9 protein-coding genes are annotated in these 20,357 nt (G+C 62.9%); 8 read left to right on the top strand and 1 reads right to left on the bottom strand.

The genetic code is table 11. From position 1 onward, the window contains the following. Nucleotides 1-117: 117 nt before the first annotated feature. From AAGW23_RS08230 to AAGW23_RS08260, 7 genes are all read left to right on the top strand, one after another. A complete protein-coding gene (locus tag AAGW23_RS08230; protein WP_342405978.1) occupies nt 118-819 on the top strand; it encodes a response regulator transcription factor in 702 nt (233 codons plus the stop codon). Then, entirely contained in the window at nt 819-2,150 is a 1,332-nt protein-coding gene (locus tag AAGW23_RS08235) for a HAMP domain-containing sensor histidine kinase (RefSeq protein WP_342405980.1), read from the top strand. The genes AAGW23_RS08230 and AAGW23_RS08235 overlap by 1 nt, the downstream gene beginning before the upstream one ends. Before the next feature lie 134 nt (nt 2,151-2,284). Then, nucleotides 2,285-4,258: a ligand-gated channel protein gene (locus tag AAGW23_RS08240; RefSeq protein ID WP_342405981.1), complete on the top strand. Its 1,974-nt coding sequence runs from the start codon at nt 2,285-2,287 to the stop codon at nt 4,256-4,258. A gap of 187 nt (nt 4,259-4,445) precedes the next feature. Beyond that, nucleotides 4,446-4,748 carry an iron transporter gene (locus AAGW23_RS08245; protein WP_342405983.1) on the top strand — a complete coding sequence of 101 codons (303 nt, stop codon included), beginning with the start codon at nt 4,446-4,448 and terminating at the stop codon, nt 4,746-4,748. Further along, the gene (locus tag AAGW23_RS08250) at nt 4,745-6,307 is read left to right on the top strand and encodes a PepSY-associated TM helix domain-containing protein (protein ID WP_342405984.1); all 1,563 of its coding nucleotides are present in this window, start codon (nt 4,745-4,747) and stop codon (nt 6,305-6,307) included. Before AAGW23_RS08245 ends, AAGW23_RS08250 begins: the two co-directional genes overlap by 4 nt. Beyond that, nucleotides 6,304-6,639, top strand: coding sequence for a DUF3325 domain-containing protein (locus AAGW23_RS08255; RefSeq protein ID WP_342405985.1), 336 nt, complete (start codon nt 6,304-6,306; stop codon nt 6,637-6,639). Before AAGW23_RS08250 ends, AAGW23_RS08255 begins: the two co-directional genes overlap by 4 nt. Nucleotides 6,640-6,955: 316 nt before the next feature. Further along, the gene (locus AAGW23_RS08260) at nt 6,956-15,502 is read left to right on the top strand and encodes a GH36-type glycosyl hydrolase domain-containing protein (protein ID WP_342405986.1); all 8,547 of its coding nucleotides are present in this window, start codon (nt 6,956-6,958) and stop codon (nt 15,500-15,502) included. A gap of 355 nt (nt 15,503-15,857) precedes the next feature. On the opposite strand, the gene AAGW23_RS08265 is transcribed toward AAGW23_RS08260, so the two are convergent. Then, on the bottom strand, nt 15,858-17,978 hold the full coding sequence (locus AAGW23_RS08265) for a TonB-dependent siderophore receptor (RefSeq protein ID WP_425540818.1): 2,121 nt from the start codon (nt 17,976-17,978) through the stop codon (nt 15,858-15,860). Between the two features lie 294 nt (nt 17,979-18,272). Here AAGW23_RS08265 and AAGW23_RS08270 point away from each other — a divergent pair, with 294 nt between their 5' ends. Further along, nucleotides 18,273-20,273 (top strand): U32 family peptidase, encoded by a 2,001-nt coding sequence (locus AAGW23_RS08270; protein ID WP_342405989.1) that lies wholly within the window; start codon nt 18,273-18,275, stop codon nt 20,271-20,273. Nucleotides 20,274-20,357 lie beyond the last annotated feature (84 nt).

Raw genomic sequence — 20,357 nt, forward strand, 5'->3', positions numbered from 1 at the left:
CGGGCAGGCGCCGGAAGTCGAGCCCATGCGGCGAACCAACCGCTTGAACCAGGGACATGCTTGCCGTTCCGCCCCCGCCGCAATCTATAATCGTTCTTATTTGCACCGGAACCCTGCATGCCACCCTGCGCAGCTCGTCAGATACTGGCGATCGAAGACGACCCGATCCTCGGCCCTCACCTGAAAACCTCTCTGGAACATCGTGGCTTTCACGTCACCCTCGCCGCTGACGGCCCAACCGGTCTGGCGTTGGCCAGCGAAGCGACGTATGACCTGATCCTGCTGGATGTGATGTTGCCGGAACTCAGCGGCATAGAGCTCTTGACCCGGCTGCGCGAGCAACGCCGCACGCCGGTGCTGATGATGTCCGCGTTGGGTAACGAGGCGCATCGCATCCAGGGCTTCGACAGCGGCGCCGACGACTACCTGCCCAAGCCGTTCAGCATCGAGGAGCTGCAGGTGCGCATCGCGGCGATCCTGCGGCGGGTGGCCTACGAGCGCAGCGTACCGCCAGAGGTGGATCAAGATACAGTGCGCTTCGATGACCCACGCAGCGACCTGCAGTACGAGGGGCGCTGGGTCGGCCTGACGGCAACCGAATATCGACTGATGAAGGTCCTGCAAGACGCCGCTGGCGAAGTGCTGAGCAAGCCGTTTCTCTACCAGCAGGCGCTGCGCCGCGGCTATTCACAGCATGATCGCAGCCTGGACATGCATATCAGCAATATCCGCCGCAAGCTGGCGCGCGAACAGGTGGCAACCCTGCGCCTGGAGTCCGTGTGGGGCAAAGGCTACGTGCTGGAACGTCAGGCGAGCTGATGCCCAATCGTCATTCGTTGTTCTGGCGCCTGGTGGTGCTGGTTGCCGGGTTCTGTCTGTCGATGATCTGGGCCAGCGGCTATGTGGGCCGCTATATCGACAGGACCAGCTCGTTTCTGTCTGAACAGGCGCGCGACACCCTCAGTGGCTATGCGGGCGAAGCCAAGGTTGCCCTGCAAGCGGGTCCAGCGGCGATGAAGCAGTGGCTGATGGCAATGAAGGAACGTGAGCCGGGCTGGCTAGTGGTGGTGGACGAACAGCTGCAACCGCTGGGCGGGCAAACGCTGAGCGACGCCGAACGGCAAAAGCTCACCTTCGTGCGGCATTACGACTGGCCCATGAGCAGGCGCTATGACGGCCTGCCACTGGTTTCGGTACCGCTGGAGGGCAGCGCCGCCCAGTTAATCATCCAGCTGCCGGAGCGATTTCGCCCCTGGCGCAACCATGCGCTGCTAACAGCAGGCGGGGTGTATCTGCCGCTGGTGTTGCTGTCGCTGCTGTTCTGCTGGCTGCTTTATCGGATGCTGGTTTCGCCGTTGGAGCGGCTGCGCCGACAGGCCAACGCCTTGCGCGGCAACCGCCTCGACTCATTGCTCCCGCGCTCCATCGCGCGGCGCAACGATGAGCTGGGGGAACTGGGCCGCTCGCTGGAATACCTCACGCAGCGCCTGCGCGATTCCGTCGCCCAGCAGCAACAGCTGTTACGCGATCTGTCCCACGAGCTTCGCACGCCGCTGAGCAGGCTGCGGGTCGCCTGCGAGAGCGAACTGAGCGCCGAAGACATGCGCAACCGCACCGAGCGCGAAATCACCAGCATGCAACAACTGGTCGATAACACCCTGGAGTTCGCCTGGCTGGACAGTGAGCAGCCCCGCTTCGAGTGCGAGCCGGTGGACGTCGCGGCGCTCTGGGATCTGCTTTGCGAAAACGCCTGTTTCGAGGCCGGCTGGCCGCGTGGACGCATACAGGCGCAGATACCGGAAGGCTGTCAGGTGCTTGGCAACCTCAACGCACTGGCACAGGCCATGGAAAATATCCTGCGCAACGCCATTCGCTACTCTCCGGCGCACGGCGTGGTATGCCTCACCGCCAATCGAGACGGCGGTAGCTGGCAGCTGCGCATCGAGGACCAGGGCCCCGGCGTTCCAGAGGCGAAACTGCCGGTGATCTTCAGGCCTTTCGCACGGCTCAGCGCAGCCCGACCCGGTGGCGACGGTTTCGGTTTGGGACTGGCCATCGCCCGCAGCATGGTGGTGATGCAGGGCGGCGCGATCTGGGCCGAGAACGGAACGTCCGGGCTGCGCATGATCATTCGCCTGCGAAGTGTATAGATTGTAAATGCGCTTTACTCTCAAATGAGAATGCTTAGCATTGCTAGCGACTAGCGGATCGCACCGCAGCTCACATGCATGCGCCATATCGTTCATGGCCGCAGACGTAGGTTTTCTCAGGGAGATGGCAGTACATGGTGACTTTCAATCGACATCGGCTGGCTTGCGCAATCGCTGTAGCAACCTGGATGAGCACACCGGTCAGTGCCGCAGAGCCGGTCGAACTAAAGAACGTCGTCGTGACCGCGTCGGGATTCGAGCAGCAGATCAAGCAGGCCCCGGCCTCCATCTCCGTGGTCACTCGCGAGGAGCTGGAAAATAAATCCTACCGTGATGTCACCGATGCCCTGCGTGACATTCCGGGCGTCGTGGTCACCGGCGGCGCCAGTTCCAGCGATATCAGCATTCGCGGCATGGCCTCCAAGTACACGCTGATCCTCATCGACGGCAAGCGCATGGAGTCGCGCGCGACGCGCCCCAACAGCGACGGCCCGGGCATCGAGCAAGGCTGGACGCCGCCGCTGGAAGCCATCGAACGCATCGAAGTCGTGCGCGGCCCGATGTCTTCGCTTTACGGCTCCGATGCCATGGGCGGTGTGATCAATATCATCACGCGCAAGGTGGCCGATACCTGGCACGGCGGCTTACGCGCCGAAAAAACCTTCCAGGACCGCTCCGACTCCGGTGACTACCACACCCTGAACGGCTACCTCTCAGGGCCCCTGGTCGACGGTCTGCTGGGGCTGCAGGTATACGGACAGACAGCCCGCCGAGACGAGGACGACATCCCTCGCGGATTCAATGAGCAGAAGGCCGACAGCGCAACGGCCAAGTTGTCGTTCACGCCGAACGAGTCCAATGACATCGTGCTGGAAGCGGGCAAGACCGAGCAGGAACGCAACGCCAGCGTGGGCCGCTCCAGCACGGGCAACAGCGACTCGATGTCGGACTACGACCGCACGCATTATTCCATCAGCCACACCGGCCGCTGGGACTGGGGCCAGTCAGACACCTATCTGCAGCAGGAGCGGATCGAGAACCCCGGGCGTGAGATGGAGCTGGAAAACAGTGTATTCAATACGCAAAGCTCACTGTTTCTGGGGGACCACATCACCACGCTCGGTGGCCAGTACAAATACGAGGATCTTTCGGACCAAGGCAACCAGTTGGCCGGCGCCGAGGAACTCACTCGCCTGACACGCTGGTCCTGGGCGCTGTTCGCCGAAGACGAGTGGAGCCTGACCGACAGCTTCGCGCTCACCACCGGCCTGCGCATGGATCGCGATGAGAACTACGGCACCCACTGGTCGCCGCGTGTGTATGGCGTGTGGCAGGCAGCCGAGCAATGGACGGTCAAGGGTGGCGTCTCCAGCGGCTACCGCTCGCCGGACATTCGTGCGGCCGTGGATAACTGGGGGCAGATCACGGGCGGTGGCCGGGGCGACCCCGCGGTCATTGTCGGCAACTCGGCTCTCAAACCCGAACAAAGCCTGAGCCAGGAAATCGGCGTGTTGTGGGACAGCCTGAACGGTGTCTCGGCGGGCTTGACCCTGTTCAACACCGACTTCGAAGACAAGATCACCGAGCTTCGCCGCTGCACGGATACCACCGGCAATGCCTCGGGCCAATGTGTGGTCAATGGCGAGGCGTACCGCTTCATCAGTGACCGGGTGAATGTCGACGAGGCTCGCATGCGCGGTGTCGAGGCGACCTTCGACTGGGATATCACCGCGACCCTCTCACTGGGTGCCAACTACACCTACACCGAATCGGAACAGCGCAGCGGCGATTTCCGCGGCGAACCGCTCAACCAGATGCCCAAGCACATGTTCAACACCCTGCTGGATTGGCAGGCCAGCGACCATCTCGGCACCTGGGCACGGCTCAATTACCGCAGCGAAACCTCGGAATACCTGTCGCGCACCAGCATGGCGGAAAGCACTCCGGCGTACACCCTGGTCGACCTGGGCGGCACCTATGCGCTGAACCGGAACGTCAAGCTGCTGGCAGGCGTGTACAACGTCTTCAACGAGCAGATCGACTACGACCGCTACGAAACCGTGCTCGACGGGCGGCGCTACACGCTGGGGGTTAGCGCTTCGTTCTGAGACGTGATGGATGAGAGAATCGCCCTGCACTCGTAAGGCGGCTCGGTTCGCTCCCCTCTCACGCTGACCATTGCCAACGTGGGCCGAAAGCATCGGTGAATGCGCTGCTCGGTCATCACAACATCAGTGCCCGGCCGACTCTTGTGACGGTCGGGCATGTTCGTAAGACCTCCCTCGGAATCCCGTCGTGACCCGTTCTGCCACTCAATCGCGAAACGCCTGGCCTGCCCTCGCGGCCCGCACCGCACTGGCCGCTCTCGGCGGTTACGCCTTCACCTACGCCTTTACTGCCGCGCTGGCGCGCCTGTTGCCGCTCGACCCGGTGGACGCCGTCACAGCGGCGTCGCTGCTGTCGTTCGTGGTGTACCTGACGTTCCTGCTCTGGGCCTTTGCGGTTACCTCGCTGTGGCGAGTAATGACCGGAGTTGGGCTCACAATTCCCTTGGCCGTCATCGGCTTCTGGCCGCAATTGCTGGAGACCCTGAGATGAAAGGCAGCCTGACGCAGTCGATGTCCTGGCTGCACACCTGGTGCGGGCTACTGCTCGGCTGGATGCTGTTTGCCATCTTCCTCACCGGCACCCTCGCGGTGTTCGACAAGGAGATCAGCTGGTGGATGCAGCCGGAGCTGACCAATCACGCGCAGTCTCCTGCCGCGGCGGCCGATGTGGCGCAGCGCTGGTTGATGGACAACCATGCGGGCCAATCGAACTGGAACATCAGCCTGCCTACTGAGCGCTCGCCGGATCTCAGCGTATCCGTCGGTGAGCGCCGCCGGGGCGCCGTGAGCACTCAGCTGGACCCGGTTTCCGGGGCGACCGTCGAACCGCGCGAAACCATCGGCGGTAACTTCTTCTTCCATTTCCACTACACGCTGCATCTGCCGCGCACGCTGGGGGTATGGGTGGTGGGGTTCGCGGCCATGGCGATGCTGGTGGCGCTGATCAGCGGCATCATCATCCACAAGAAGATCTTCAAGGAGTTCTTCACCTTTCGCCCCGCCAAAGGGCAGCGCTCCTGGCTGGACGCGCATAACGCCAGTGCCGTCCTGCTGTTGCCGTTTCACCTGATGATCACCTACACCGGGCTGGCGATCTTTTTTCTGCTCTACATGCCGGCAGCCGTGGATGCCCTTTATGACGGCGATCGCCAGGGCTATTTCCGCGATGCGCAGTCAGGGCGCGCCGCCGAGCAGGCGCCTCGCGGCGAGGGTCGCGGCAGCAAGCCCGTCGCGGCACCGGCAGCACCTATGCTGGCATTGAGTGAAATTGTCAGCCGCGCCGAAGCGCACTATGGCAAGGGCATGATCGGCGGTTTGGCCGTCAGCAACCCGGGCAAGACCAACGCCCAGGTCACGGCGCGACCAGTACTGGGCCACCGAATCGAGCTGACCAAGGGCGAAGGCATGATCTTCAATGGCGTCACCGGCGAGCTGATCCAGGCGCCCGAGCCGTCACGCACCAGCCAGCTGACCCAACGGGTGATGGCAGGCCTGCACTTCGCGCAGTTCGGCGGGTATCCGATGCGCTGGCTGTACTTCATCTGCGGCCTGATCAGCTGCGCCATGATCGGTACGGGGCTGGTGCTCTATGCCGTCAAACAACGCAAACAGGCCAAGGCCAACCCGCATTTTCTGCGCGTGGTGGAGAGCCTCAACGTGGCGGTCATTGCCGGGCTGCTGCTGGCTTGCATCTCGCTTCTGTGGGGCAACCGCTTGCTACCAACGGAGCTGGCCGCGCGTCAGGACTGGGAGCTGCGGCTGTTCTTCGGCGTCTGGACGCTGAGCTGGCTGCACGCCTGGCTGCGCAAGCCTCTGGCTGCCTGGCGAGAACAGCTCATCACCGCTGCACTCCTGGCCATCACACTGCCGTTCCTGGACCTGTGGAGCGCCCAGGGCACGCAGGACGTCATACGATTTCCCCTGCTGGCAAACGTGGGTTCGATGGGCCTGCTGCTGGGCTGGACCGTGTGGAAAATCCCGACGGTCATCGCCGCCCGCAATGCCCGGCCGGCTCGCCTTGATCGTCCCGCTGCCGGAGCCTCCTCATGAACGTTTCCGCGCTGTTCGCCAGCGTCCTGCTCGCCTACGGCGGCATGCTTGGCTTTTGCTTGGGTAAGGAGCGTCACTGGAAGCAGTTGGTCAATCCGCACGTGCCAACCAGGCTTCGTCACCTATGTGCCCCGTTCGGCGGGCTCCTGCTCGGGCTCGCGATGTACGCGTCCTGCCAGGTCTGGCCCGGCGGCATGGCGGTGGTTGGCTGGTTCGGCCTTATCTCCCTGGCTGGCTTTGCCTTGCTGTTATTACTTCCCTACGCGACGCGTCTGGCCGTGAGCCTGCCGCTGTTGGGAGGACTGGTTTGGGCAGCCACTGCCCTCACCTGACCACCGGGCAAAATCGCCTCTCAACCAAGCACCGACAATAAAACCGGCGTTGCTGTATCGTGACTCCATTGCTGCGACAGCATTCTTCCTGCAAGCGGGGCGGCCTTTACGCCCCTCCGCTTACATGGCTCGCCGAATCTTGAGGCCTTTTCCACACCGCCATGCGGTGTGGTGTATTCACGAGGCCGTACGGCGATTTGGCAGAAACCGGCAATCGGTTTCCCGTTGTTCCGAAAGCTTGCCGCCGTGGTTCCTCTCGACAGGATCCGGCGCCTCTACGCCTGCTCCCCTATATCCGCTAGTCGGACAGGCGCACATGACCTCATTTTTCCGTCACATTCTCGGACGCCAGCCGCGCTCGCCCCTCTGGAACGACAGTGCGCCCGTGCGCGACGAGCTGTTCGGTATCGAACGGCTGGAACACCACGCCCGTAGCCTGGCCGCAGCCCAGCCCGTCACCGACAGCCCACCCGCCGTGATGCCACTGCACGCGCGGCTGAACGACAACGCGGCGGTCTTGCTGGCAGCGTACCGCGCCAGCGCCGCGGAGCTGGAAAGCGGGCGCAGCGTGGTGCCCGCCGCAGAATGGCTGCTAGACAACTATCACCTGGTCGAAGCGCAGATCCGCGAGATCCGTGACGACTTGCCACCGGGCTTCTACCGCCAGTTACCGAAGCTGGCAGAAGGCCCCTTCACCGGCTATCCCCGTGTGTTCGGCATCGCCTGGGCGTTCGTCGCCCATACCGACAGCCATTTCGATCCTGAGATGCTGCGCCGCTTCATCAACGCCTACCAGCAGGTCCAGCCGCTGAGCATCGGTGAGCTATGGGCGGTGGCAATCACCCTGCGCATCGTACTGATCGAGAATCTGCGGCGTTTGAGCGACCAGATCACCGACGGACGTGCTACCCGTGCTGCGGCCGATGACATGGCAAGCCGGTTACTGTCCGCCGTCTCTGCGAAAAAAGCGCTGGAGGCCGAAATAGCCTCGCGCGGTAGCGCGCCGATGTCCGAAGTGTTCGCGGCGGAGCTGGCCAAACGGCTACGCGACCAGGACCCGAATACCACGCCTGCGCTGGGCTGGCTGGAAGAGCTATTGGGTCAGCAGGACAGTTCCATCGATCAGGTGGTGCAGCATTCGCAGCAACGCCAGGGCGCCTCCAACGTCAGTGTGCGCAACGTGATGACCAGCATGCGGCTGATCTCGGATATCGACTGGACCGAACTGTTCGAGAGCGTCAGTCTCGTCGACGCGCGACTGCGCGCCGGCAGCGCTTTCGCCCTCATGGATTTCCCCACACGCAACCTGTACCGCAGCGCTATCGAACAACTGGCGCGTGGCTCAAGCGCGACCGAACTGGAGGTCGCCAGCGCCGCACTCAGCGCCGCAGCGGCTGCCCCCACGCACGATCTCGCGCAGGACGAGCGCGTGGACGATCCGGGCTATCACCTGATCGGCGAGGGCCGCCTGGCCCTGGAGTGCAGCATCGGTTTCAGCCCGCCGCTGGGATTGCGCCTGAGCCGATTCCATATACAGCTCGGGATCGTCGGCTATGTCGGCTCGATTCTGCTGGTGACCGCGCTGCTGCTGTCGGTCGGACTGCAAGCGCTGACCAGCGTCGGCGTTGGTGCCGGATGGCTCGCCCTGCTGGCCGTGGTTGCATTCCTGCCGATTACCGATGTGGCCACCACGCTGGTCAACCGCGTGGTGACCTGGCGCTTCGGTGCCATGACCCTGCCCGGACTGGACCTGACCACCGGCGTGCCGCAATCGCTACGCACCCTGGTCGCCGTACCCACGTTGCTGACCAACGAAGCGGACCTGCTGGAGCAGATCGAACGCATCGAGGTGCATCACCTGGCCGGCGCAGGCGGTGACCTCACCTTTGCGCTGCTGACCGATGGGCTGGATGCCGAGTCGGAAACCATGCCTGGCGATGCGCATCTGCTCGCCGTCGCCGTTGGCGCCATTGCCGCCCTGAACGAACGCTATGGCCCGGCACCTGGCGGCAGCCGGTTTCTGATCTTGCACCGTCGACGCCAGTTCAATCCCAGCGAGGGACGCTGGATGGGTTGGGAGCGCAAGCGCGGCAAGCTGCATGAGCTGAACCAGCTGCTGCGGGGCGCCACCGATACCAGCTACATGCCGTTGCCCGGTTGCACACAGCAGGTACCTACCCATGTGCGCTATGTGATCACGCTGGACGCCGACACCCGGCTGCCGCGCGATACCGCCATGCGCCTGATCGGAAAGATGGCGCACCCGCTCAATCGCCCGCGCTTCAGCGTGTCCGAACAACGGGTGGTCAACGGGTACGCGATCCTTCAACCACGGGTCACGCCATCGCTGCCGGTGGGTCGTGAAGGCTCGTTCTATCAGCGTGTGTTCTCCAGCCCTGGTGGAATGGACCCCTATGCGGCCGCCGTCTCCGATGTCTACCAAGACCTTTTCGGCGAAGGCTCCTACACCGGCAAGGGCATCTACGACATCGACGCCTTCGAGGGGGCGCTAGCCGGTCGGGTACCGGAAAACACCATGCTCAGCCACGACCTGTTCGAAGGCGTCTTTGCCCGTGCAGGGCTGGCAACTGATGTGGAGGTGGTCGAGGAGTTTCCGTCGCGCTATGACGTCTCCGGTAAGCGCCAGCACCGCTGGACCCGTGGCGACTGGCAGCTATTGCCTTGGATATTCGGCGCCCGCACCGGCACTCAGGCGCTGCCGGATATTGGCCGGTTCAAGATGCTCGACAACCTGCGCCGTTCATTGGTCGCACCGCTCACCCTGCTCGCATTGACGCTGTGCTGGCTGCTGCCTCTCCCGGCCGCGCTGGTTGGCACCTTGCTCGTACTCGTGACGATGGCCATTCCGGCCGTACTGCCAATCTGCTTTGCACTGGTGCCCGCCCGCAGCGGCATTTGCATGCAAAGCCACCTGCGAAGGCTGCGTGACGACCTGCGCCTGGCTGCCTCGCAAACAGGATTGAACCTGGCCTTTTTGCCGGACCAGGCCTGGCGCATGGTCGATGCCATCGTGCGGACGCTGTCTCGCCTATCGTCCCGCCGCAACCTGCTGGAATGGACCACCGCCGCCCAATCGGCGATCAGCCCACGCCTGAAGCTCAGCGGTTTCTATCGCGGCATGGCCGGCGGCACGGCCTTGGGCGTTGGCGCTGCGTTCTTCGCGCTGTTGATCGCTCCCGGCGCCTGGCCAGTGGTGTTGCCCTTTGCCCTGCTTTGGCTGGGTGCACCCGCGATCGCCCTGTGGGCCAGCCGCTCACCCCGCATCGCGCCCCGCCAGACGCTCGCCGAACCGGACGCCGAGGAGCTGCGCCTGATCGCTCGACGCACCTGGCGCTTCTTCGAAACCTTCGTCACGCCCGCCGACAACATGCTGCCGCCGGACAACTTCCAGGAAGACCCCAAGCCGGTCGTTGCGCGCCGCACCTCGCCCACCAACATGGGCCTTTACCTGCTCTCGGCCATCACCGCGCGTGATTTCGGCTGGGCCGGCACCCTGCAAACCCTCGACCGCCTGGAAGCGACGCTGGACAGCATGAGCCGTCTGCAGCGCCACCGCGGCCACTTCTTCAACTGGTACGCCACCGAAGACATGCGTGCACTGGAGCCGCCTTACGTGTCGGCCGTGGACAGCGGCAACCTCGCCGGCCACCTGATTGCGCTCGCCAACGCCTGCGAGGAATGGCTCGAGGTACCCACCGCCCCGAATGCACGCGCGGGGCTACAGGACACCCTGGCACTGATTCGTCAGGCGATGACCGCGTTGCCGTCCGCCAGTGGCGAGCGTGGTCGTCCTCTGTCCGAGCTGATCGACGAGATCAGCGCGCAGCTCGGCGAGGAGCAGGCACTCGATACGCTGTCCGCGACGCTCCAGCAACGCGCCGAAAAGGCCGCTCGCCTGGGCCTGGAACTCTGCCCGCCGGGTGAAGACGACGAGTCGTCCGACCTGCGATTCTGGATCGACGCATTGGGCCAGACCCTGGCCGAGCACGCTCGCGACCGCCAGCTACAAGGCGAAACGCTGAGCGATGCGCAGGCGCGCCTGCGCGAACTGTCCCGCACGACCCGGCAGATGGCACTGGAAATGGACTTCGCCTTTCTGCTCGACCCCGAACGCAAGCTGTTGTCGATCGGCTACGGACTGGCCGAAAACAGCCTCGACCCCAGTTGCTACGACTTGCTGGCATCGGAAGCGCGTCTGGCCAGCCTGTTCGCCATCGCCAAGGGTGACGTGACCACCCGTCACTGGTTCCGCCTGGGTCGCACCGCGACGCCGCTGGGCAACGGCTCGGCGCTTATTTCCTGGTCGGGTTCGATGTTCGAATACCTGATGCCCTCGCTGGTTATGCGTGCGCCGGCAGGCAGTCTGCTGGAGCAGACGAACAGTCTGGTGGTGCAGCGCCAACAGGAATACGGCAACGACCGCAACGTCCCATGGGGCGTGTCGGAGTCGGCTTATCACGCCCGCGACATGGAATTCACCTATCAGTATTCCAACTTCGGCGTGCCGGGCCTGGGCCTCAAGCGCGGGTTGGCGGAGAACCTGGTCATTGCACCCTACGCCACCGGCCTTGCCACCATGGTCGACGCGCCGGGCGCGCAAGCGAACTTCCGCCGCATGGCAGCGATGGGCGCGGTCGGCCGCTACGGTTTCTACGAGGCACTGGACTTCACCCCGGCGCGACTGCCGGATGGCCAATCGTTCGTCATCGTGCGCAACTACATGGCTCACCATCAGGGCATGACCATCGTCGCCATTGCCAACACCCTGCTGGACGGGCCGATGCGAGCCCGCTTCCATCGCGAACCGATGATCCAGGCCTGCGAACTGCTTATGCAGGAGCGCATGCCGCGTGACGTGGCCATCGCCCATCCGCGCGCCGAAGAAGTGAAGATCCGCGCTGTCGAGGGCAGCGGCGATCCGCAAGCCCTGCGCCGGCTCAACGCGGGCGCCGCCGGAGCCGCCCCTGTCACCCACCTGCTCAGCAATGGCCGCTACGCCGTGATGCTCACCGCCGCTGGCGCAGGTTACAGCCGCTGGCGCGATATCGCGGTGACCCGCTGGCGTGAAGATGCCAGCCGTGATGACTACGGCTCGTTCATCTTCCTCCGTGATACGGCAGACGGCCGCGTCTGGCCGGCGGGCGGACAGCCCATCGGCAGCGATGCGCTGAGCCATGAAGTGATATTTGGCGAGGATCGGGCCGAGTTCATTCGTCACGACAAGGACCTGTCCACCACCCTGGATGTGTTGGTGTCCGGTGAGGATGACGGCGAAGTACGCCGTGTCTCGCTCGCCAACAGCGGCCCTGAAGCTCGTGAGATCGAGCTGACCTCCTACAGCGAAGTGGTGCTTACGACGCCATCCACCGACAACGCGCACCCGGCTTTTGCCAAGCTCTTCGTGGTCACCGAATACCTGCCAGAGTTCGGCGCGCTGCTGGCCACCCGACGGCTGCGCAGCGAGGGCGAGCGCCCAATCTGGGCCGCACATTTTGCCGTGGCCGAAGGTGAAGTCGTGGCCGATCCGCAATATGAAACCGACCGGGCTCGCTTCATCGGTCAGCGGCCAAGCGTTGCGGCTGCCGCGGTGGTTGCCGAAGGGCTGCCACTGTCGAACACGGTGGGCACCGTGCTCGATCCGATCTTCGCGCTCAAATACCGGGTCAAGGTGGCGCCGGGCAAAGTCGCCCGCGTTGCCTTCTGGACCCTGGTTGCGGAATCGCGGGATGAGCTGCTCAACCTGATCGAGAAACACCACGACCGCAGCGCCTACGACCGCGCCAAAACCCTGGCCTGGACCCAGGCGCAGGTTCAGCTGCGCCATCTGGACATCAAGCCGGCTGAAGCCGCCGACTTCCAGCGCCTGGCCGCGCCAATCTTCTATGCCGATCCACAGTTTCGTGCGCCCTCGGCGGCCATTATCGAGGGCGCTGGCGCTCAGTCCGGCCTCTGGCCGCACGCGATCTCCGGTGACCTGCCCATCGTCCTGCTGCGCATCGACGATATCCAGGACATCGCCCAGGTTCGTCAGCTGCTGCGTGCCCACGAATACTGGCGCATGAAGCGTCTGGCGGTGGATCTGGTGATCCTCAACGAACACGCCAGCTCCTACCTGCAAGACCTGCAGATCGCCATCGAAACCGCCGTGCGCAGCAGTCAGTCGCGCCCGCGCTTCGGCGCTGAGCTCGCCCAGGGTTCGGTGTATATGCTGCGTGCCGACCTGCTGAGCACCGAGGCGCGTGCGTTGCTGCGCAGCGTGGCTCGCGTCTCGCTGATCGCCCGCCGCGGGCCGATCGCCAATCAGCTGACCAACCAACTGCTGGCGTCTCAGGCGCCGGTCATGCCGCCACGTCTTGCCGATCAACGATCGGCTGGCATGGCTACGTCAGCTGCCGCACGTTCCTTGGCGGCAGAGATTTCCCAGCACCTTGAGTGTTTCAACAGACTGGGCGGTTTCGACAAGGATGGCCGCGAATACGTGACGCTGCTGGAAGAGGACGCCAACACACCCGCGCCCTGGATCAACGTGATCGCCAATCCACAGTTCGGCTTTCAGGTTTCCGCGCAGGGCAGCGGCTACACCTGGGCCGAGAACAGCCGGGAAAACCAGCTCACGCCCTGGTCCAACGACCCGGTCACCGATCCCTGCGGCGAAGCCTTCTATGTGCGCGACGAGGACAGCGGTGCGCTGTTCAGCCCGACCGCACAGCCAATTCGTGATGGCGGGCTGTACGTCGCACGGCATGGCCATGGCTACAGTCGCTTCGAGCACCAGGCCGACGGCATCGCCATGGATCTGCTGGAATACGTGCCGTTGGCCGACCCCATCAAGATTTCCCGCCTGACCCTGCGCAACCTGTCGGCCGTGCCGCGCCGGTTGTCGGTCACCCGCTACAGCGAGTGGGTGCTCGGTACGGCGCGCGGCGCCAACGCGCCCTTCATCATCACTGGGCACGATGACAGCAATGGCATGCTCCTCGCCCGCAACCCCTGGAGCAGTGCGTTCCCTGGGCGCGTAGCCTTTGCCGACCTTGGCGGTAGGCATACCGGCTGGACGGCCAATCGTCGCGAGTTTCTCGGCCGCAACAGCGGGCCCGCCACGCCAGCGGCACTTCTCACGGGTGCGCCGCTATCGGGTATCACGGGCGCCGGCATGGACCCTTGCTCGGCCTTGCAGACCAATGTCGAACTGGCTGCGGGCGAAAGCATTGAAATCGTCGCCTTTATCGGTCAATGCCCGTCGGCAGAGGCAGCCCGAGCGCTGGTCGAGCGTTATCGCCATGCGGATCTGGATGCCGTGCTGCAGGAGGTCACCGAGCACTGGCGCACCGCACTGGGCGCGGTACAGGTGAAAACCCCGGACCGCACGATGGACATCATGCTCAACGGCTGGCTCTTGTATCAGACCCTGGCCTGTCGCATCTGGGCGCGCTCGGCGTTCTATCAGGCCAGCGGCGCCTACGGCTTCCGCGACCAGTTACAGGACGGCATGGCACTGACCTTCTCGCGGCCTGAGGCCACCCGCAGCCACATTCTACGCGCGGCCAGCCGCCAGTTCGCCGAGGGGGACGTGCAGCACTGGTGGCTACCGCACTCCGGTCAGGGCGTGCGTACGCGCATTTCTGATGACCGCGTCTGGCTGTCGTTCGCCACGGCGACCTATATCCAGGTCGCGGGCGATCTGGCGATTCTCGACGAGCCAGTCACCTTCCTCGAAGGGCCGCTGCTCAAACCTGGCGAGCACGACGCCTTCTTCCAGCCGATGATGGCTGGCGATGCCGCACCACTGTTCGAGCATTGCGCGCGCGGCCTTGACCAGTGCCTGGAACTGCACGGCGAACTCGGCCTGCCGCTGATTGGCGGCGGCGACTGGAACGACGGCATGAACCGCGTCGGCGAACACGGCAAGGGCGAGAGCGTCTGGCTTGGCTGGTTGCTGCTGCGCACTATCGAGCTGTTCGCGCCGCTGGCGGACGGACGAGGCACCGTGGCTGACGCGCAACGCGCCGAGCGCTGGCGTGAACACGCCGTGGCGCTCACCGATGCGCTGGAAGAAAAGGCGTGGGATGGCGAGTGGTATCGCCGCGCCACCTTCGACGACGGCACCTGGCTCGGTTCCAAGGACAGTGACGAGTGCCGCATCGACTCCATCGCCCAGTCCTGGGCCGTGCTGTCCGGCGCAGCAGACCCCGCCCGCGCGAAGCAGGCGATGGCTTCGGTGCGCAAACACCTGATCCGTGAGGACGACGAACTTGCGCTGCTGTTCACGCCACCGTTCGACAAGACCGACAAGGAGCCGGGTTACATCAAAGGCTATCCAGCGGGCCTGCGCGAAAACGGCGGGCAATACAGCCATGCCGCGATGTGGGCCATGCTCGCCTTCGCCAAGCTCGGCGACGGTGATGCCGCGTGCCGGATGTTCAAGCTACTCAACCCGATCAACCACGCGCTGACACCCGAACAAAGCCGACGCTACAAGGTGGAGCCCTACGTGGTCGCGGCGGACGTCTACGGCGTTGCGCCGCATAACGGCCGGGGCGGCTGGACCTGGTACACCGGTGCCGCCGGCTGGATGCACCGAGCTGGCGTCGAGGGCATTCTCGGTATCCGTCGTGAAGGCGAATGGTTGATCGTCGACCCTTGCATCAGCAGTCAGTGGCCAGGCTTCGAAGCTACCATCACCCTGGGCGAAACCCGCTACGCCATCCGCGTGAAAAATCCAAACCAGGCCAATAACGGCATCAAGACGGCCCTGTTGGATGAGCAGGCACTCGATTGTGCCGACGGATCCGTACGGCTCGCGTTGGATGGGCGGCGGCATCAAGTGGTGTTAACGCTGTAGAACGGAAGAATGCCTCGAACTCACCCACTCCCAGCGGTTCTCACCTCACAAGCGTGAGGACCATCGGGCAGGTTCGACCAGGCCGAAGGGATTTGGGGCCGAGCGTGGAGCATTGGGTGGGGGCGTGGCGGCTGGTCAGGTTGCGCTTCATTGGCAACGTGCAGCTTCTCGTTACCTGCAAGCTGGCTCAACCAGGAAGGTTTCAATCAGGTTTGGAAGAAATCGGCTCGAATCTAGCGATCCGGCAAGCCATTTGCACTTTGTAGTGCCCTGCTGCTCACCCAGACGGCAGGCAACAGGGTCTACGTAAATCCTGCCTGGCCGACGTAGACGCCGCCATACAGTACTCTTTTGCTTACCAGTTATAGCTAACCTTCGCCGTGACCTCGCGGCCTGGGTTGTAGTAGTCCGCGGTGCCCGAGCCGACCACGTGCTGCTCATCGAGCAGGTTGCTGATATTGATGGCCAGATCGGTGTCTTTGAGGATCTGGTAGTTGAACGCGGCGTCAAACAGGGTGGTGGCATCGCTTTTAGCGCTGTTGGCGGGATTAAAGTAATACGCGCCCGTGTAGCGCGCACCCAAACCAACGCTAATTGTCGTACCTGGCAAGTTGTAGTAGCTCCACAGTGATGCCGAGTGCTTCGGCGCCGCCTCGAACTCATTACCCTCGAGCGAAGCGCCACTGCGCAACGTTCCGCGGAGCACCTCCGATTCCATGTAGGAGTAGCCACCGATCAGGCTCAGGTTTTGGGTCAGCTCCGCCTTGGCCTCCAGATCGAGACCGCGCACACGTGACTCACCAATGGTTTCCCGTTCGATAGTGCCATTGGGCTGCACGACCGCGACGGTGATGTCTTCCTGAGTCAGATCGTAAATAGCTGCAGAGAACAGCGCGTTCATGTTCGTGGGCGAATACTTCACCCCCACTTCGTACTGCTTGCCGCGCTCTGGAGTGACGCCGATGGTTGGCGGCGCGACGGATTCCACCATGCTGACGTAGGTGGAAATTTCGTCGTTCACGATGTAGGTCAATGCCCCGCGAACAGAGTTCTCCGAGAAGCTATCCGAGGCTTTCACGTTGGTGATGTCGGTGCTGGAGAGATCCAGTGAGTCGTTGCGGATACCACCCGTAACGATAAAGCGCTCGAAGAATGACAGGTTCTGCTGCACGAAGACCGACTTGGTGGTGTAGTCCTGCTTGTTACGGCTGTAGGGGACCAGACCGACAGGGGCACCGCGGTATACGGGATTGGCGATGTCGATGGGTGAAACGCCTTGATAGACAGAACTATCCTCAGACGAGGCATCGCGATACTCCACCCCCACCATCGTGCTGCTATCAATGTTTTCAAATCGGGCATCGTACTGAAGCATCAAGTTGCCGTTGAGCTGGTCGGCTTCAGTGTCGGTACCAAAAGCATCACGATTGAGTAAGGTTCCCGTCCCCGTGCCGTTCAGGTAAACGTAGCCAAAATCATCGGTCAGCTCGCTGTAACGCAGATTGCTGCGCAGGACGAAACCATTGTCGAAATCATGAGTGAAGTTGCCGCTTAGACTAGTGCGTTCGACATCATGAAAGTTGTAATCAGGCTCGCCATAGAATTTGCTGCGGTCGTACTCCTTATATTTCGGATAACCGCCGCTGTTGGGCGTGCTGGTTGTCTTGAGGTAGTCGAGAATCACGGTCGCTGAAGTAAATGCCGTCGGCGCCCAAGTAACACCGCCCATCAAGAACTTGTTGTCGTCCTCTGAGTGGTCGTACTCACGATCGCTGTTCTGGATCTTGCCCGTGAAGCGATAGGCCAGCGTCTGATCTTCGTTCAACGAGTCTCCAACATCGATCCCGGTTTCAACATGATCATAGGATCCGTAAGTCACGTAGCCCTGGCCGAACTTGTCGAACCGCGGCTGCTTGGTAACGAAGTTCACCGAGCCACCCGGATCTGCCGGGCCAAACAAGGTGGAATTGGCACCACGGAGGATTTCGACGCGCTCATAGGCGAAGGGCTCTTCGCGGACGCCGCGCATGGAGCCCAAGGTCAAACCGTCACGGTACGTGGTGGCCTGGAAGCCGCGGATCTTGAAGTAATCGTTGCGGTCGTCAGTGCCGTAAAAGTCCGCGATGACGCCAGGCGTGTACTGCAGAACCTCTTCAGTGGTACTGGCACTGCGCTGCTCGATTTCCTTTTGGGTGACCACCGAAACCGAAGCCGGTGTGTTGAGTATGCTGGTTGGCACCTTACCGCCGACCCAAAGCTCTTGTGCAACAACCGTGCTGGCATCGTCACCGGCAGAAGCACTGGCATTTACGATGATGGGTGCAAGACGAAACGGCTCCTCACCTTTCTTTGGGTTCGCTTCCTGTGCATTCCCGCTCAAGGGAGCAGCGACCAGTGGCGCGCAGCAGAGCAATGCGGTGGTGGCACGTCGCCCAGGTGTCCATGCCTTAACAAGCCTGGCTTTGCTACCAGTCATACTTAATATCCTCAATGTCAGTGGGTGGCAGCCGCGCGCTTAATGATGGTGTTACGAGAAGGTCAAGCTTTTCGCGACAGGCGGATAGTAATCAATAGCCAATGCGATTTACACTCATTTGCGCATGAGATTATAAATTGATCCTATCCTTGCGAATTCGTACGCTGTGCTTGACAGCAAGCAAACAGGCCGATCGGCAAGTACGTTCGGCTATTCACACGCCCAGCGGCCAATCCCAAAAGCCTCTTAAGCCATTACAATGCGCGACTTTCGATTCACACCCGGTCCGCGCTCATGTCCTTGCCCCAACATCATCTCGAACTGCTCTCCCCTGCTCGGGACACGACCATTGCTCGCGAGGCCATCCTGCATGGCGCCGATGCGGTGTATATCGGCGGGCCGAGTTTCGGGGCGCGGCACAATGCAGAGAACAGCGTGGCGGACATTGCCGAGCTGGTGAAATTCGCCCACTTGTTCCATGCGCGGGTGTTCGTCACCCTCAACACCATCCTGCATGACGACGAGCTGGAAGCGGCGCGCGCGATGATCTGGCAGCTCTATGAGATCGGCGTGGATGCGTTGATCGTGCAGGACATGGGCGTGATGGAAATGGACATCCCGCCGATCGAGCTGCACGCCAGTACCCAGACCGATATCCGCACTCTGGAGCGCGCCAAGTTTCTGGATAAGGCTGGCTTCTCGCAGCTGGTACTGGCCCGCGAGCTGAACCTGCAGGAAGTCCGCACGATCAGCGACGAGACTGACGCCGCCATCGAGTTCTTCATCCACGGCGCCCTATGTGTGGCATTTTCTGGGCAGTGCAACATCTCCCACGCGCAGAACGGCCGCAGTGCCAACCGCGGCGATTGCTCCCAGGCCTGTCGCCTGCCCTACACGTTGAAGGACGACAAGGGCCAGGTGGTCGCCTTCGAAAAACACCTCTTGTCGATGAAGGACAACAACCAGAGCGCCAACCTGCGGGCGCTGGTCGATGCCGGCGTGCGTTCGTTCAAGATCGAAGGGCGTTACAAGGATGTGAGCTACGTGAAGAACATCACCGCTTACTACCGCCAGCGCCTGGACGAAATCCTCCTGGATCGCCCCGATCTGGCCCGAGCCTCCAGCGGCCGCACCGATCACTTCTTCGTGCCGGACCCGGACAAGACCTTCCACCGCGGCAGCACCGACTATTTCGTGACCGACCGCAAGATCGACATCGGCGCGTTCGACTCACCGACCTTCACCGGTCTCGCGGTGGGTGAAGTGCTCAAGGTCGGCAAGCATGATCTGACCGTGCAGACCCGCGAACCGCTGTCCAACGGCGACGGACTCAACGTGCTGGTCAAGCGCGAGGTGGTCGGCTTCCGTGCCAGCGTGGTCGAAGAGCTGAAGCAGTTCGAGGAAGACGGTCAGCAGTTCTGGCAGTACCGCGTCGAGCCCAACGAGATGCCCGTGGCGATCCGCCAGCTGCGCCCGAATCATCCGCTGAACCGCAACCTGGACCACAACTGGCAGAACGCGTTGCTCAAGACATCCGCCGAGCGACGCATCGGCGTGCGCTGGCTGGCCCAGCTGCGGGCGGACGCGCTGGAACTGCATGTGACCAGTGAGGAAGGTGCCTACGCCACGGTCTCGCTGGCCGGTCCGTTCGGCGAAGCGAAGAAGCCGGAACAAGTGCCCGGTCAGATTGCCGACCTGTTGAGCCAGCTGGGCACGACCCTCTACCACGCCGAAGAAGTTGAGGTGGACGCACCGCAGGCCTTCTTCATCCCCAACTCGCAGCTCAAGGCCCTGCGCCGTGAAGCGGTCGAGGCGCTGACCGAAGCGCGTGAATTGATTCGTCCATTGGGCAGCCGCAAGCCTGTCAGCGTGCCGCCGCCGGTTTACCCGGAAGCGCACCTGTCGTTCCTCTACAACGTCTACAACGAGAAAGCCCGCGCCTTTTACCACCGCTACGGCGTGCAGCTGATCGACGCTGCCTACGAGGCGCACGAGGAAACCGGCGAGGTGCCGGTGATGATCACCAAGCACTGCCTGCGCTTCTCCTTCAACCTGTGCCCGAAACAGGCCAAGGGGGTGACCGGGGTGCGCACCAAGGTCGCGCCGATGCAGCTGGTGCACGGCGACGAGGTGCTGACCCTGAAGTTCGACTGCAAGCCATGCGAGATGCATGTGATTGGCAAGATCAAGGGCAACATCCTCAACCTGCCGCAGCCGGGCAGCGCCAGCAGCGTGGTCGGCCACATCACCCCGGCCGACTTGATGAAGACTATCCGTAGCAAGCCGCACGCCTGAGGTAGATCATCCGAGGTTGCCAACGTGCAACCATGACAACGCTCCGCTCAGTTAAACCTTGTGAGGCCGGTCTGCAGTCCGGTA

The sequence above is a fragment of the Stutzerimonas chloritidismutans genome, from assembly GCF_038562055.1.
GTDB lineage: Bacteria > Pseudomonadota > Gammaproteobacteria > Pseudomonadales > Pseudomonadaceae > Stutzerimonas > Stutzerimonas chloritidismutans_A.

Excerpts from the sequence above, each read along its gene's own strand:
- AAGW23_RS08230 (WP_342405978.1), top strand. The coding sequence starts at position 118 with ATGCCACCCTGCGCAGCTCGTCAGATACTGGCGATCGAAGACGACCCG.
- AAGW23_RS08235 (WP_342405980.1), top strand. The coding sequence starts at position 819 with ATGCCCAATCGTCATTCGTTGTTCTGGCGCCTGGTGGTGCTGGTTGCC.
- AAGW23_RS08240 (WP_342405981.1), top strand. The coding sequence starts at position 2,285 with ATGGTGACTTTCAATCGACATCGGCTGGCTTGCGCAATCGCTGTAGCA.
- AAGW23_RS08250 (WP_342405984.1), top strand. The coding sequence starts at position 4,745 with ATGAAAGGCAGCCTGACGCAGTCGATGTCCTGGCTGCACACCTGGTGC.
- AAGW23_RS08255 (WP_342405985.1), top strand. The coding sequence starts at position 6,304 with ATGAACGTTTCCGCGCTGTTCGCCAGCGTCCTGCTCGCCTACGGCGGC.
- AAGW23_RS08260 (WP_342405986.1), top strand. The coding sequence starts at position 6,956 with ATGACCTCATTTTTCCGTCACATTCTCGGACGCCAGCCGCGCTCGCCC.
- AAGW23_RS08265 (WP_425540818.1), bottom strand. The coding sequence starts at position 17,978 with ATGACTGGTAGCAAAGCCAGGCTTGTTAAGGCATGGACACCTGGGCGA.
- AAGW23_RS08270 (WP_342405989.1), top strand. The coding sequence starts at position 18,273 with ATGTCCTTGCCCCAACATCATCTCGAACTGCTCTCCCCTGCTCGGGAC.